Genomic DNA, 14,393 nt, shown 5'->3' with positions numbered 1-14,393 from the left:
TCGTTTGTGATTGACAAGACAGCCGCTTGCGTAGAAATTCGTACAAAAGGGACCGGCGCCGTTTGCGTGTCCCAAAGGGAGGATACCTATGCTCGACAAGCGCTCCGGCACGCGCCTCGCCAATCTTTGGGATAACGCAAAAGCGCAAGCAATGAGCGAACCGGAACGTCTGGTCTATCGCTCGAACGTCCTTGGCTCCGACAAGCGCGTCACCAATTATGGCGGCGGCAACACCTCCTCCAAGATCTGGCAAAACGATCCGCTCACCGGCGAAAGCGTGGAAGTGCTGTGGGTCAAGGGCTCGGGCGGCGACAGCGCCTCGATCAAGCTCGACGGCTTCGCCACACTGTACATGGATAAACTGCGGGCGCTGAAGGGTCTCTATCGCGGCCTCGAACATGAAGACGAGATGGTCGGCTATCTGCCTCACTGCACCTTCAATCTCAACCCGCGCGCGGCCTCGATCGACACGCCGCTGCATGCCTTCGTGCCGAAGCCTTATGTCGATCATATGCATCCCGACGCCATCATCGCCATTGCCGCCGCCAAGGATTCGCAGGCGCTGACCAAGGAGATCTTCGGCGACACGATCGGCTGGCTGCCATGGAAACGTCCGGGCTTCGAACTCGGCCTGTGGCTGGAGAAATTCTGCCTCGAGAACCCCGACGCCAAGGGCGTCGTGCTGGCCAGCCATGGTCTGTTCAGCTGGGGCGACACGCCGAAGGAATGCTACGAGACCACGATCTCGGTTATCAATCAGGCAATCGACTGGTTCGAGCGCAAGAGCCAGGGCAAGCCGATCTTCGGCGGCGAAGTCGTCAAATCCCTCGATGCGCCGGCGCGTCGCGCCGTGGCCGCAAAACTGATGCCGAGGATCCGCGGCCTGATCTCCGAGAACAGCCACAAGCTCGGCCATTTCGATGATTCGCCTGCCGTGCTCGAATTCGTCAATTCCAGGGATTTGCGGCCGCTGGCGGCACTCGGCACGTCCTGCCCGGACCATTTCCTGCGCACCAAGATCCGGCCGCTGGTCATCGAGTTCGACCCTCAAAATCCCGACGTCGATGCCGTCATTGCCCGTCTTGCCGATGACGTGGCGGAGTATCGCGTCGGCTATCAGGCTTATTATGACCGCTGCAAGCACCCGGATTCGCCGCCGGCGCGCGATCCCAACGCCGTGGTCTATCTGGTGCCCGGCGTCGGCATGTTCACCTTCGCCGGCGACAAGGCGACGGCGCGCATTTCAGGCGAATTCTACGTCAACGCCATCAACGTCATTCGCGGCGCCTCGACGGTGTCGGCCTATGTCGGCCTGCCCGACCAGGAAGCCTTCGACATCGAATACTGGCTGCTCGAAGAGGCAAAGCTGCAGCGCCTGCCGAAACCAAAGGCCCTTGCCGGCCAGATCGCGCTGGTCACCGGCGGCGCCGGCGGCATCGGCCGGGCCACCGCCAACCGGCTGCTGCGCGAAGGCGCGTGCGTCGTGCTGGCCGACATCGACGAAGCAGCCCTTGCCAGCGCCAATGAGGAGCTTGCCAAGGCTTATGGCAAGGATTTCGTGCGGCCCGTCGTCATCAACGTCACGTCCGAGGACCAGGTGATCTCCGGTTTTGCCGAGACGGCGGTCGAATTCGGCGGCATCGATATCCTCGTGTCGAATGCCGGCCTGGCAACCTCGGCGCCGATCGAGGACACCACGCTGGCGCTGTGGAACAAGAACATGGACATCCTGTCGACCGGCTATTTCCTGGTTTCGCGCGAAGCGTTCCGGCTGTTCCGGGCGCAAAACATCGGCGGCAACATCGTCTTCGTCGCTTCCAAGAACGGGCTTGCCGCATCGCCCAACGCCGCCGCCTATTGCACGGCCAAGGCCGCCGAGATCCATCTGGCACGCTGCCTGGCGCTGGAAGGGGCGGAAGCACAGATCAGGGTCAATGTCGTCAATCCCGACGCCGTGCTGCGCGGCTCGAAGATCTGGAGCGGCGAGTGGAAGGAACAGCGCGCCGCCGCCTACAAGATGTCGACCGACGATCTCGAGGAGCATTACCGCTCGCGTTCGATGCTGAAGCGCTCGGTATTCCCAGAGGACATCGCCGAAGCGATCTATTTCTTCGCCTCCGATATGTCGGCAAAATCGACCGGCAACATCATCAACGTCGACGCCGGCAACGCACAGAGTTTTACGCGATAAGCGACCGTCTTTGAGGGGTTGGCGCCGAGGCCGGAACTTTACCCTTCTCCCCGGGGGAGAAGGTGCCGGCAGGCGGGTAAGGGGCAGCGCCAACCGAACGCATTTGGGAGGAACCATGTCCGAAACCATCATCTCCGTCGACCTCGTCGACAAGCATAATGCCGCGCGCAACGCCGACCTCAAGCGCGATTACGACTCTCTCGGCGAGCGCCTCGACCGCCGCGGCATCGCCATCGACGCTGTCAGAGACAAGGTCGAGAAATTCGCGGTCGCCATTCCGTCCTGGGGCGTCGGCACCGGCGGCACCCGCTTTGCCCGTTTTCCAGGCGCTGGCGAGCCGCGCGACATTTTCGACAAGATCGAGGACTGTGCCGTCATCCGGCAACTGACGCAGGCGACGCCGACCGTCTCGCTGCATATTCCCTGGGACAAGGCCGATCCGAACCGGCTGAAGCAGGCGGCATCCCGCTTCGGTCTCGGCTTCGACGCCATCAACTCGAACACCTTCTCCGACGCCAGCGACCAGAAGCTTTCCTATAAATTCGGCTCGCTGTCGCATGCCGATGCAGCAACACGCCGGCAGGCGGTCGAGCACAACCTCGAATGCATCGAGATCGGCAGGACGCTGGGCTCGAAAGCGCTGACGGTGTGGATCGGCGACGGCTCGAACTTCCCCGGCCAGGTCAACTTCGCCAAGGCATTCGAGCGCTATCTCGACGCGATGAAGGAGATCTACGCCGGGCTGCCGGACGACTGGAAGCTGTTCACCGAGCACAAGATGTACGAGCCGGCCTTCTATTCGACCGTCGTGCAGGATTGGGGCACCAACTACATCATCGCCAAAGAGCTTGGCGACAAGGCGTTCTGCCTGGTCGACCTCGGCCATCACGCCCCCAACGTCAATATCGAGATGATCGTGTCGCGGCTGATCCAGTTCAAAAAACTCGGAGGCTTCCACTTCAACGATTCGAAATATGGCGACGACGACCTCGACGCCGGCTCGATCGATCCCTACCGCCTCTTTCTGGTCTTCAACGAACTGGTCGATGCCGAGCTTTCAGGCGCCGAAGGCTTCGATCCGGCCCACATGCTCGACCAGAGCCACAACATCACCGATCCGATCGAAAGCCTGATGCTGTCGGCGATAGAAGTGCAGCGCGCCTATGCGCAGGCGCTGCTGGTCGACCGCAGGGCGCTCGAAGGCTTCCAGGATACCAACGACGCGCTGATGGCGACGCAGACGTTGAAGATAGCCTATCGCACCGATGTCGAGCCGATACTTGCCACGGCACGGCTGAAGACAGGCGGCGCCATCGATCCAGTCGCCGCCTACCGCGCCGCCGGCTACCGGGCGAAGGTTGCAGCGGAACGGCCGGCGGTGGCGAGCGTCGGCGGCGGGATTGTTTGATGCTGGTGAAAATGAAAAACCCGCCTGAGGCGGGTCGTTGGAGCCAAATAGCACCATACCCAAATTAGTAGCATAGCTGCCGGCACAAAGCAAGAACAAAATTGCTTGTCAGCGTTGGATCGTGGCTTCATTTCAGCTTGGGTTCCTCTCCGCCATGAATGGGTGCCATGAATGGTGTCGATAGAAGGCGCAAGCCTCGCCATATCTTCCCATTAATGTCAGTAGACTCAACCTCTCCAAGCGCGTTTCCTAGGCCTACCCACGCCTCGGAGAACGGCCATGCACAACACCCGCCGAACCCTAATCGCCGTCACCCTTTCCCTCACCCTGACCTTCGTGCCGTTCCTCGCCTTTGCCGCCTCGCCGCAGCCGGCGAAGGGCGAGCACGGCATGGTGGTGACCGCCCAGCATCTGGCGTCGGAAGTCGGCGTCGAGGTGCTGAAGAAGGGCGGCAACGCGGTCGATGCAGCGGTCGCTGTCGGCTACGCTCTGGCTGTCGTCTACCCGACCGCCGGCAACATCGGCGGCGGCGGCTTCATGACCATCCGCTTCAAGGACGGCCGTTCGACCTTCGTCGATTTCCGCGAGCGCGCGCCGCTCGCCGCGACCAAAACCATGTATCTCGACAAGGACGGCAAGCCGGTAAAGGGCGCCAGTCTCGACGGCTATCTGGCGGTCGGCGTGCCCGGTTCGGTGGCCGGCTTCGAGATGGCGCGGGAGAAATACGGCACGCTGACGCGGCAGGATTTGCTGGCGCCGGCTATCCGCTATGCCAAGGACGGTTTCGTGCTGGAGCAGGGCGATGTGGCCTCGCTCCTGGGCGGCGCCGAGCGGCTGGCCAGGGACCCAGCGGCGGCCGTCATTTTCCTCAAGCCGGACGGCAAGCCCTATGCCGTCGGCGAGCGCCTTATCCAGGCCGATCTCGCGGCCTCGCTTGCCGCGATTTCGGAACGCGGCGTGGATCCCTTCTACAAAGGTGCGATCGCCGACGCCATCGTCAAGGCGAGCGGCGAGAAGGGCGGCATTCTGGCCAAGGCGGATTTCGAAAATTATGCCGTGCGCGAGCTCAAGCCGGTGACCTGCAATTATCGCGGCTACGAGATCATTTCCTCGCCGCCGCCAAGCTCCGGCGGCGTCATCATCTGCGAGATCCTCAACGTGCTTGAGTTCTACCCGCTGTCCTATCTCGGCGCCGGTTCGGCCGAGACGGTTCACGTCATGGTCGAGGCGATGCGCCACGCCTATGTCGACCGCAATTCGGCGCTCGGCGATCCCGGCTTCGTCGACAATCCGGTCGCAAAACTGCTCGACAAGAATTACGCCAGGGAAATTCGCGAAAAGATCGATCCGTTCCGGGCCGGCGTCTCGCAGGAATTGATGCCGAAGGGCTTTGGCGAGAGCAGCGAGACGACGCATTTTTCGATCATCGACAATGATGGCAATGCCGTCGCGGTAACCTACACGCTGAACGGCTCGTTCGGCGCCGGCGTCGTCGCCGCCGGCACCGGCATCCTGCTCAACAACGAGATGGACGATTTCACCCAGAAACCCGGCGTGCCCAATCTCTATGGCCTGGTCCAGGGCGAGGCGAATGCGATCGCGCCGAAAAAGACGCCGCTGTCGTCGATGAGCCCCACCATCCTCGCCAAAGACGGCAAGCCGTTCATGGTCATCGGCAGCCCCGGCGGTTCCCGCATCATCACCATCACGCTGGAGGCGATCGTCAACGTCGTCGACCACGGCATGAACATCCAGGAGGCCATCGACGCACCGCGCATCCATCACCAATGGTTGCCCGACACGGTCTATATCGAACCTTTCGGCCTGTCGCCCGATACCGAAAAGCTGCTTACCGGCATGGGCTACCGTCTCGATCTTGCCGACACGACCTGGGGCCAGGCGGCCGGCATCCTGGTCGGCGGCAAGAGCCTGGCGGAAATCGAGAAGGGTGGCGGCGCCCGCTACAATGGCGCCATCGACAGCCGCGCCGCAGCCGGCAAGGCTATCGGGTATTAAACCCCAAAAAGTGGGAACCGGTTTTCGGATAAGATCATGGTCAACAAGAAGATTGCGCCTTGCTTCAGGTGACCAGCGCGATTGTCGACGCAATCAGCATCAGCGCCGCGATGCCGACGAACAGCGCGTAGATGCGCGGCCGGTCGAGCAGAAGCGCATTGCCGGATATCCATGCTGCAGTGGCGCCGCCAAGCGCGAAAAAGAAGGTGCTGCGGCGCCCGAAGCTCAAGCCGGCAGCCATCAGGCCGCCGATGATCAGGGCGCCGAACACGATGATCACGGCGACTGCGTATTTTTCGAAATCGTTGCCGCCGGCGCTCGGGCCGATTGCGTTCAACCTCGACAGATCGTCCGGATCGAACGGGCTGGTCGACCCATATTCGTCTTGACCGACAGGCTCATGCATCATTCGTTCTCCGCAAACCGACAGCAAATCATCAAGCCTCGCCGAGCGCAACCGCTCGCCGAATGTGATTGGCACGGTGTTCAACACTTTCTGGCGGCGGCTTGCCAGAGATTTTTGGGTGCGTGCCTTGATCGCCCCGCTGTGCGGTCTGGTCAAGCGCTTTGCAGGAGTTGAATCTTCAGGCCGCTCTGGCCAAAGACTGCGTTGCCTGAACGGAAGCTCCAAGCACCGCCTGTGCGGTGTCGGCCTGCCTTTCATCGACGTGCGCCAGCACCAGGATCACACCCTGTTCGGCATCCCGCCGGCCTGGCTGCTTGCCGCTATCGGACAATGTGTCGAAAAGCCTGCCGGCAATGCAGCCCAAGGCTGCACCGACGAGGGTAGATGCCAGCCATCCCGCGCCGACGGGATCGACGCCTGGGATATCAAAGGCGCCGAGGCCGGCCAACAAACCCGCCGCCGCGCCAAGGGCGGCACCGCTGCCTGGACCGCGCAAGACGGCGCCGATTTCATCATCGTAGGGTCCGATGACGCTGATCTGGTGGCGCGCAATTCCTGCTGCCTGAAGCGTTTCGACGGCACGCGCCGCCTGGTCATGGGAATCGAAAAGTCTGCTGATTGTTCGCATTGAAACTGCCTGTGAGGCCCCCCGGCCGTCCATGTACGGCGGGTTCCTGCCGAGCGACGACGCCGCGGAGCCGCCTAACGCAAACGTCACCCGCCGCTCATTCTGAGCGGCGGGTGACGGCTGCCTGAATTTTCACGTCACTCGATGATCTTGACGATCTTGCGCGTGCCGGGATCGACGACGACGGTGCGGTTGTCGACGACGACATAGCGGTATTTGACGTTGGGGACTTCATGAAGCTCGACTGTATCGGGAAGCGTTGAGCCGATATTGAGCTCCACCCCAGGGATTTTCACCGAGGCCAGCGGCTGCTTCTTCACATACTCCTTGATGACCGTTTCCTGCTCCGGCTCGATGACGACGTCTTGCGCCGCAACGGCTCCGACGCCTGCCAGCAGCAGAAATCCCGCCACTGCGGTGGAAAAATGCATTCTCATGGATCGTCTCCTTTGCGAACTCGGTCCGCTCTTCACGCCAAGGCTCACTCGAACGGAAGGCAGCTGAAAACGTTCCGTCGACGGGGCTTCGGTCCTGCCCGGCAGGGACCAACCGACGTGTTACCGCAGGACCTAAGTCTGATCCGTGCGCGCAAAGGGTGGGTTTGCCGCGTGACCCGGAACCGTGGCGGCGCGTGGCCGTTTCGGGCTGCACGTGCCGGGAGGATTCCATGGAAAAGTCGACGGTTGCTCGCACCGATCTTGGCTGTTCCACTCCGATCGAACCCGACAGCTGCGCAGCCTGTCCCTTCCTGCGCCGATAGGTTCGCCCGTCAGTTTGTGGCGAGCGAAACCTCAAATTGCTGCGTGCGTCAAAGCTGACCCCCGGAAGCGAAGAGAAGGGGCGAGGAGAACAGAAATGGCCGACGACAAGAGCAAGCGAGACTTCAGCGACCGCAAGCGTGTTTCGGTGGATGAGTATTACGAGGTCGAATATTTCGCGCGGGAAAATGGTGTTTCGCCCAGCCAGGTGAGCAAGCTGATCAAAAGGACCGGCGGCGACCGGATGATCCTCTCGCAGGCGGTGAAGGCATTGCGCGAGCGCAAGTGAGATGGCGGCGAAGCCAACGGTGGAGAGGCACTGATCGCGATTGGCCGAGATCGCGGCCATCTGCCGACAACGTGCCCGGATGCCGAGCTTCGGCCAAGCGCAATGCCCCACTACTTCTTTGATTCCGATGAAGACGGAATCGTCTATTCCGACGATCAGGGAACCTTATATGACGATTTCCCGCTGGTCAGGAAAGAAGCCCTTCGCACATTGGCCGAGATGGCCAGGGATGGCCTTCCTCACCGCAGGATTGCAGTCAAGGTCCGGGACGACCGTGGCGGTATGGTCCTCGAAGTGGCTTTGACCTTTGCCGTCGAAACGCAGCATTTCGACGAGCGTATTTTCCAGATCGACTTGCGCACGAACTGACGCCTCGATCGTCATCGCGCCGACCATGAGTTTCTGGTGCAGCCGCATCTTCCCTAGACTGGAACATTAGAAGTCTCTAATTGTTATCCTAAGCAGCGGGAACCTCCCGGGTTTCTGCTGCAGATCGGGGTGCAAACCCGGTCGGCCCGCGCCCTCCGCCAGAGGCGCGGGCTTCGTTTGTTTAGCCGATGCGCAACGCCGTTCGGCAGCAGCATATTGGAGACCTGCGGGAGCATTCGTAGCATCAGTCGCTACCGCGGCGCCCTGGCGCCCAGGCAACGGAGCCCGTCGTCCGACAGGGCGGCGGGCTTTTGACCCCTTTGCGCAATCGGTGGAATTCTGGCCGGCGCCGATTCGTGTGGCATGGGTAAGGTGCCCCGACGCAGCGCCGGCCAAGCGGAAAATCAGGTCCGCCGCAGCCAGATAGTAGCCGGGTCAGCGCGGCAGGGAATTGCGTGATCGCGGAAGCTACCGCTGGCCTATTGCACTCGCCACGGGCCCGGCCTGTGCAGCGGCTGACCCGAGGCATTCATTCATTCTGACGATGCACCGGACGCCCCGACGGCGGAAATTGGACGCCGCGCTCGCTCTGGCCGGTGGTGTTCCCCCGCAGATTTCGGACGAAAGGCCATTTTATCCTTGTTGCGCCTGGATTCCTATCAGATCGTGGCAAGGATTGCCTTTCCGGCCGCGTTTGCCGGCGTTCTGCTGTTCGCCCTTTTGCCGGAGCAGCTCCTGCTGGGTCTTGGCCTGGCTTTCACGTTTGATCACGACAAGCTCAATCACGCCGCCGCCTTCGTCGTCCTGGCGGCTCTCGGAAGTCTCGGCTGGCCGGAACGCAAGGCGAAGCTGATCGTACTGCTCGTTCTCACGGGCGCAGCGATCGAGGGGCTTCAGGCCGTGCAACTGATAGGGCGCGACCCGGATCTGTTCGACTGGGTTGCCGACTGCGTGGGAATTGCGTGCGGACTGATGGTTGCAGGCTGGACAAAGCGGCTCGCTGGGGGATTGCCATAGGTGCTGAGAGCCTAACGTCGCCGGCGCACCCGCGCTCCAGGGTTGTGAAAATGGCCGGCGCCACTTGGGGGGCGCGTTGGGGTAAGTTGCCTGATCGGGCGCCGGCCAGGCGGAAAAATCAGATCCGCCGCAAAGTAACGTAGCAGGAATGGCAATGCGCGGCAGTAGCGTGATCGCGGAATGTCCGCGCTCGCGCCTCCGGTGCGGTGACCCGTTTTGGGTCAACAATTCTGGCACCTGAATTGCACTGTAAGCAATGCCGGGGAACACTCCGGCGATCGTCCCCGAATATGGGGCCTCGCCGCTTCGCAAATGGAGCGGCGGGCCTTTTTTTGAAAGTTCGGTGGCGTCGAAGGTTTCCGACGCGTGGGCGTCGAAAAGCGGCCGATCAGCGGCTTAGCTGACCACGGTGCGCTTGCCCGATTTCCCCGATCAAGTGCTTATTCTCACAAGAGAAATTCTAACGCGCGCAAGCTTCTGTGCTTGACACAGGTCTCGACAATTGGATAAGTGGATACACAGATACGCTTTTGACCGGACCAAGGACGTGGCAGCAGACGCAATCGAGCCGTTGGGTATCACGACCGCCGAGGAGGAGGCTTATCGCCACATTCAGCGGGCTCTGAGGATGGGGCGTTACCGGGCCGGGGACCGGCTGATCCCGGAAGAGATCGCGACGGAAATCGGCATGAGCCGCATGCCGGTTCGCGAAGCATTCCGCCAACTGGCTGCGGAAGGTCTTGTGGTCATTCGCCCGAACCGTGGCTGCATCGTCGCCGGGCTTACCCTCGATGAGATCTACGAAACCTTTGAAATACGCTCCGTGCTCGAAGGGTTGGCGGTGAGGCTTGCCATGCCGCACATCGATGTCGAAGTGCTTGAAGAACTGGAACGCCAGCTCGACCGGATGGAGCGCGCCAGCCAGACCGGCAGCAGCGACTGGGTCGTGCGCCATCAGGCCTTCCATCTGCAGATTTGCCAATTGAGCAACAGAGCCAAGCTGGTCCGGCAGATTGCCAGCCTGCACGTCGTGATCGAGCCCTACCTGCGCATCTGGTTCGACTATGTCGACAAACCGGCCAGCGCGCGCGCCGAGCACGAGATCCTGATCGAGGTGTTGCGGTCAGGTGATGCCGGCAAGGCAGAGATCGTCATGCGGGATCATATCGTCGAGACAGCGCCGCTTCTGGCTAGCTTTGCAAGTCCCGGCCGCCGCTAGGAATACCATCTAAATCGTTGAAGCCGGAAGATAATCCGGCACGACGGAAGGGAACTGCCATACCGGCAAAAGAGGAGATTGACATGAAAATTAGCCGCATCGCAGCCATTGCGTCGGTCCTGTTCGGCCTGGTCCAGGCCGCTGTCGCACAAGAAACGCCAAAGGCAATTACCATTGCCACCGAAGGAGCCTACGCGCCTTGGAACTTCACAACGGCCGACGGCAAACTGGACGGCTTCGAGGTCGATCTGGCCAATGATCTGTGCGGGCGAATGAAGATCGAGTGCAAGATCGTCGCACAGGACTGGGACGGCATGATCCCCGCGCTGACCGTCGGCAAGTTCGACGTGATCATAGCGAGCATGTTCATCACTGAAAAACGTCTGAAGGTCATCGATTTTACCCAGCCATATGCCGTGGATCCCTCAGGTTTCGCGGTCGCCAAGGATAGCGAACTGGGCAAGCTCGGCATTTCCAACGAGCGGTTCAAGCTGGACAATGAAGCCTCTGCGCAGGCGGCAATCGACAGGCTCAAGCCATTGCTGAAGGGAAAGATCATTGGAGTTCAGGCTGCGACGGCAAACCTCGAATTTGTGAAAAAATACTTCTCGGACGTCGCCGAGATTCGCGAATACAAGACCACCGAGCAACACGATCTCGATCTCGCCGCGGGTCGCATCGACGCGCTCTTCGCACAGCAGACAGCGCTGGCTGCCACGGTGAGCAAACCGGAGTTCAGCGACTATACGCTTGCAGGACCAGGATTTGTCGGGGGTCTCTTCGGTCTTGGCTCCGGGGCCGGTATCCGCAAAGAGGACACCAAGCTGAAAGACATGCTCAACGGCGCCATCGACGCCGCGACCGCCGACGGCACGATCAAAACCCTGTCGCTTAAATGGCTCAAGAGCGACGTCACTCCAGTCAAGTAGGCGCTTGCCGGCGAACGGCCATTCCTGACCCGTTTCGGAGCTGAGCCGTTCGTCCTGCCGGGGGTATTAATTGGTTGACGCATTCCGGCTGCTTGGTTTCCAGAACGGAGGTTGGGGGGCTGCTCTTCTCATGGCGGCCTCGATCACAGTGCTCCTGTCTGTGCTGGGCTTTGCGCTTGGCGCTGTATTTGGCGGGCTGGCAGCGGCCGGGCGTCTCCACAACTCCCAACTGCTAAGGTTCTTGGCCCTTGGCTATTGCACGGTTTTCAGGGGCGTGCCCGACCTTCTGACCATTTATCTGCTTTACTATGGAGGTAGTGTCGCCCTGACCTCGCTTGGTCATAGCCTGGGCGGGTCCGGATTCGTTGGCGTTCCGGCCTTTGCCACTGGAACCTTGGCTATCGCAATCATCTCGGGCGCCTATCAAGCCGAGGTCTATCGAGGGGCTTACGTCGCCATCGACCAGGGACAGCACGATGCCGCTTGCGCGCTTGGTCTCAACCGGCTGCAGCGGCTGCGCCAGATTATTTTTCCCCAGCTCCTGAGATACGCGCTGCCAGGCCTCGGCAATGTGTGGCAATTGGTTCTGAAGGACTCGTCGCTGATATCGGTAATCGGCCTCGTTGAACTGATGCGCCAGGCACAGATCGCCGCAGGTTCGACCCGTGAACCGTTCATCTTCTACATTGCTGCAGCCTTGCTCTATCTGGCTATCGCTTCCGTCACGGGCAATGCCTTTTACCGTCTGGAACGAAAGGCGCCGTGGCGCGTCCGGTCGGCATGATAGATTTCAGGTTTTTCCTCGAAATCCTGCCGAAACTACTCGCCGGCCTGCCGCTTACGATGGAACTGGCCCTGACTTCCATCGTTGCCGGCTTCGTTCTTGCCGTCACATTGGCGCTTGCCCAGCAATCGGAATCGCCCTTCGTCGTCCTGCCGATCCGTGGCTTCGTTGCCGTGTTCAGGGGGACGCCCCTGCTGGTGCAGATTTTTCTGACCTATTATGGCCTTGGTCAGTTCCGGCACCAACTGTCGGCAATTGGATTATGGGCCGTTTTCCGCGAACCCTACTGGTGCGCAATCATCGCGCTGACACTCAACACCACCGCCTATGGCAGCGAAATCCTGCGCGGCGCGATTCAATCGGTGCCACACGGCCTTGTCGAAGCGGCCCGGTCTGTCGGCCTGTCCACCTGTTTGACCTATCGGCATGTTATCCTGCCGCTGGCCTTTCGCCAGGCGCTGCCGAGTTACGGCAATGAAATCATCCTGATGATCAAGGGCACGTCTCTGGCTTCCATCGTAACCTTGATGGAGGTGACTGGAATTGCCCAGGGATTGATCTCCCAGACCTACCGCGCCTTTGAAGTCTTCATCTGCGCGGGCGCCATTTATCTCACTTTGAACTTCGCGATCATCCGTGCCTTGGCGGCACTCGAATACTGGATGTCGCGGCATCTGCGGCACCGCCCCTCGACGATGAGCGACGCCGCCTCTTGAGCACGACCAGAAGGGCATAGCATGCGAAATTTTGAGAAACCAACGCGCTCGGTTGTCGTTTCACGCGAGGCCATGGCCGCCACCTCTCATCCGTCGGCGACCCTGACGGCGGTGGAGATCATGGCGGCCGGCGGCAACGCCATGGATGCCGCCATCGCAGCCTGCGCCGTGCAATGTGTCGTCGAGCCAGCCTCGACCGGCATTGGAGGCGACTGCTTCGCTCTTCTGTCGCGAAACGGATCCGGCGAGGTCATCGCCTACAACGGATCGGGCAGGACACCCGCCGCCCTGACAATTGACTGGTTCCTCGAACGTGGCATGGCCGAAGTGGTCCGCAATTCTCCTGGCTCCGTCACCATCCCGGGAGCCATCGATGCATGGACCAGATTGCACGCTGATCATGGACATATGCCCTTCGATCAAATTCTGGCCCCCGCTATACGTTTCGCCGAGGAAGGCTACGCCATTTCACCGCGGGTCCATCGTGATTGGGCGTTGGAAGAAGAACTTCTGGCCTCTGATGTTACGGCGAAACGGATTTTCCTGCCAAACGGCCGCGCGCCAGACGTTGGCGAAGTGCATCGCCAGCCTGAGTTGGCTGCAACGCTGCGGCTGATCGCCAAGAAGGGACGAGAGGCCTTCTACACTGGCCCTGTGGCCGAAGACATGGTCGCCTATCTTCGTGGGCTCGGCGGATTGCACACACTCGAAGATTTCGCCGCGGCAACAGGTGAGTACGTGACCCCGATCAGCGCGGCGTTTCGAGGCTGCGATGTGTTCGAATGTCCGCCGAATGGCCAGGGTGTGATCGCCCTGCTGATTCTAAACATCCTCTCGCGCTTCGAAGCCCACGGCGATCCGCAATCCGCGGACCGGCTTCACCTGGAAATTGAAGCAACGCGCCTCGCTTACGCCGCGCGTGACCTGCTCGTCGCCGATCCCGACATGTCCGAGGTCCCGGTGGCCGACATGTTGTCGAATGCCTGGGCCGATCGTCTGGCCGGCATGATTGACCTAAAGCGCGCCCGCGCGGATCTGCCGGCGTTCGATATGCCGCTGCACAGCGACACGGTCTATATTTCCGTTGTCGACAAGGATCGCAATGCGGTCAGTTTCATCAACTCGGTCTTCGACAGCTTTGGCTCGGGCCTGGTCTCGCCACGCTCCGGTGTCGTCTTGCACAATCGCGGGCAAAGCTTTTCGCTTGACCCCAGGCACCCTAATGCAGTGGCGCCGAACAAGCGACCTTTGCATACCATCATACCCGGGATGCTTGCGAGAGGCGGCCGGGCAGAAATGCCTTTCGGCGTCATGGGTGGCTACTACCAGGCAATGGGCCATGCGCACCTGCTGACGAAAGTGCTCGACTTCGGGATGGATCTGCAGGAGGCGATCGATCTGCCGCGGATCGCCCCTGTCAGCGGCACGATGAAGGTCCAGGCCGAACACGGGCTCGCTGGCGAAACCCCAGCTGAACTTAGCCGACGCGGTTTCGAAATCATTCCTGCCACGGACCCGATCGGAGGTGCGCAGGCCATTCGCATCGATTGGGCAAACGGGACCCTGCTGGGCGGTTCTGAACCGCGCAAGGACGGCTGCGCCCTCGGTCTGTAGGTTGTGGCCAGAGCGGGATCCGAGATGCCGAAGACGTTTTTCATCGACA

Annotated in this window: 14 protein-coding genes; 12 read left to right on the top strand and 2 right to left on the bottom strand. The window is 61.1% G+C overall.

All coding sequences use genetic code 11. The features are described 5' to 3' along the window. Positions 1 to 88 precede the first annotated feature (88 nt). The 3 genes from NKI63_RS16950 to ggt (NKI63_RS16940) all read left to right on the top strand — a co-directional run bounded on the left by NKI63_RS16950 (position 89) and on the right by ggt (NKI63_RS16940) (position 5,615). Positions 89 to 2,191, top strand: coding sequence for a bifunctional rhamnulose-1-phosphate aldolase/short-chain dehydrogenase (locus NKI63_RS16950; RefSeq protein ID WP_352738466.1), 2,103 nt, complete (start codon positions 89 to 91; stop codon positions 2,189 to 2,191). Positions 2,192 to 2,306: 115 nt separating this feature from the next. Beyond that, the gene (rhaI, locus tag NKI63_RS16945) at positions 2,307 to 3,599 is read left to right on the top strand and encodes an L-rhamnose catabolism isomerase (RefSeq protein ID WP_352506211.1); all 1,293 of its coding nucleotides are present in this window, start codon (positions 2,307 to 2,309) and stop codon (positions 3,597 to 3,599) included. Positions 3,600 to 3,878: 279 nt separating this feature from the next. Next, entirely contained in the window at positions 3,879 to 5,615 is a 1,737-nt protein-coding gene (gene ggt / locus NKI63_RS16940) for a gamma-glutamyltransferase (RefSeq protein ID WP_352702242.1), read from the top strand. Positions 5,616 to 5,679: 64 nt separating this feature from the next. Here ggt (NKI63_RS16940) and NKI63_RS16935 read toward each other — a convergent pair whose 3' ends face one another. After that, entirely contained in the window at positions 5,680 to 6,024 is a 345-nt protein-coding gene (locus tag NKI63_RS16935) for a hypothetical protein (RefSeq protein ID WP_352702240.1), read from the bottom strand. 124 nt (positions 6,025 to 6,148) lie between these two features. Between NKI63_RS16935 and NKI63_RS16930 the strand changes: the two genes are divergently transcribed. Beyond that, positions 6,149 to 6,652 (top strand): hypothetical protein, encoded by a 504-nt coding sequence (locus NKI63_RS16930; protein ID WP_352702238.1) that lies wholly within the window; start codon positions 6,149 to 6,151, stop codon positions 6,650 to 6,652. Between the two features lie 134 nt (positions 6,653 to 6,786). Here NKI63_RS16930 and NKI63_RS16925 read toward each other — a convergent pair whose 3' ends face one another. Then, positions 6,787 to 7,086 carry a DUF1236 domain-containing protein gene (locus NKI63_RS16925; RefSeq protein ID WP_352506214.1) on the bottom strand — a complete coding sequence of 100 codons (300 nt, stop codon included), beginning with the start codon at positions 7,084 to 7,086 and terminating at the stop codon, positions 6,787 to 6,789. A 418-nt stretch (positions 7,087 to 7,504) separates the two neighbouring features. Here NKI63_RS16925 and NKI63_RS16920 point away from each other — a divergent pair, with 418 nt between their 5' ends. The 8 genes from NKI63_RS16920 (at position 7,505) to ggt (NKI63_RS16885) (ending at position 14,344) form a co-directional block, all read left to right on the top strand. Further along, the gene (locus tag NKI63_RS16920) at positions 7,505 to 7,696 is read left to right on the top strand and encodes a DUF3606 domain-containing protein (protein ID WP_254820019.1); all 192 of its coding nucleotides are present in this window, start codon (positions 7,505 to 7,507) and stop codon (positions 7,694 to 7,696) included. A 102-nt stretch (positions 7,697 to 7,798) separates the two neighbouring features. Further along, positions 7,799 to 8,065, top strand: coding sequence for a DUF6894 family protein (locus NKI63_RS16915; protein ID WP_352777886.1), 267 nt, complete (start codon positions 7,799 to 7,801; stop codon positions 8,063 to 8,065). Between the two features lie 639 nt (positions 8,066 to 8,704). Further along, positions 8,705 to 9,082 (top strand): VanZ family protein, encoded by a 378-nt coding sequence (locus tag NKI63_RS16910; RefSeq protein ID WP_352686698.1) that lies wholly within the window; start codon positions 8,705 to 8,707, stop codon positions 9,080 to 9,082. A 547-nt stretch (positions 9,083 to 9,629) separates the two neighbouring features. After that, complete coding sequence (locus tag NKI63_RS16905; RefSeq protein ID WP_352506217.1) at positions 9,630 to 10,301, top strand: GntR family transcriptional regulator; 672 nt, start codon at positions 9,630 to 9,632, stop codon at positions 10,299 to 10,301. Between the two features lie 83 nt (positions 10,302 to 10,384). After that, complete coding sequence (locus NKI63_RS16900) at positions 10,385 to 11,230, top strand: transporter substrate-binding domain-containing protein (RefSeq protein ID WP_352751578.1); 846 nt, start codon at positions 10,385 to 10,387, stop codon at positions 11,228 to 11,230. Between the two features lie 130 nt (positions 11,231 to 11,360). Beyond that, on the top strand, positions 11,361 to 12,014 hold the full coding sequence (locus NKI63_RS16895) for an ABC transporter permease (RefSeq protein ID WP_352702235.1): 654 nt from the start codon (positions 11,361 to 11,363) through the stop codon (positions 12,012 to 12,014). Then, entirely contained in the window at positions 12,011 to 12,730 is a 720-nt protein-coding gene (locus NKI63_RS16890) for an ABC transporter permease (protein ID WP_352506235.1), read from the top strand. The genes NKI63_RS16895 and NKI63_RS16890 overlap by 4 nt, the downstream gene beginning before the upstream one ends. 21 nt (positions 12,731 to 12,751) lie before the next feature. After that, positions 12,752 to 14,344 carry a gamma-glutamyltransferase gene (gene ggt / locus NKI63_RS16885; RefSeq protein ID WP_352751522.1) on the top strand — a complete coding sequence of 531 codons (1,593 nt, stop codon included), beginning with the start codon at positions 12,752 to 12,754 and terminating at the stop codon, positions 14,342 to 14,344. The last annotated feature ends 49 nt before the right edge of the window (positions 14,345 to 14,393 follow it).

Source organism: Mesorhizobium sp. M0410, from assembly GCF_040321435.1.
Taxonomy (GTDB): domain Bacteria; phylum Pseudomonadota; class Alphaproteobacteria; order Rhizobiales; family Rhizobiaceae; genus Mesorhizobium.
Note: the sequence above shows the minus strand (reverse complement) of the source record. Positions and strands in the feature narration are given on the sequence as shown.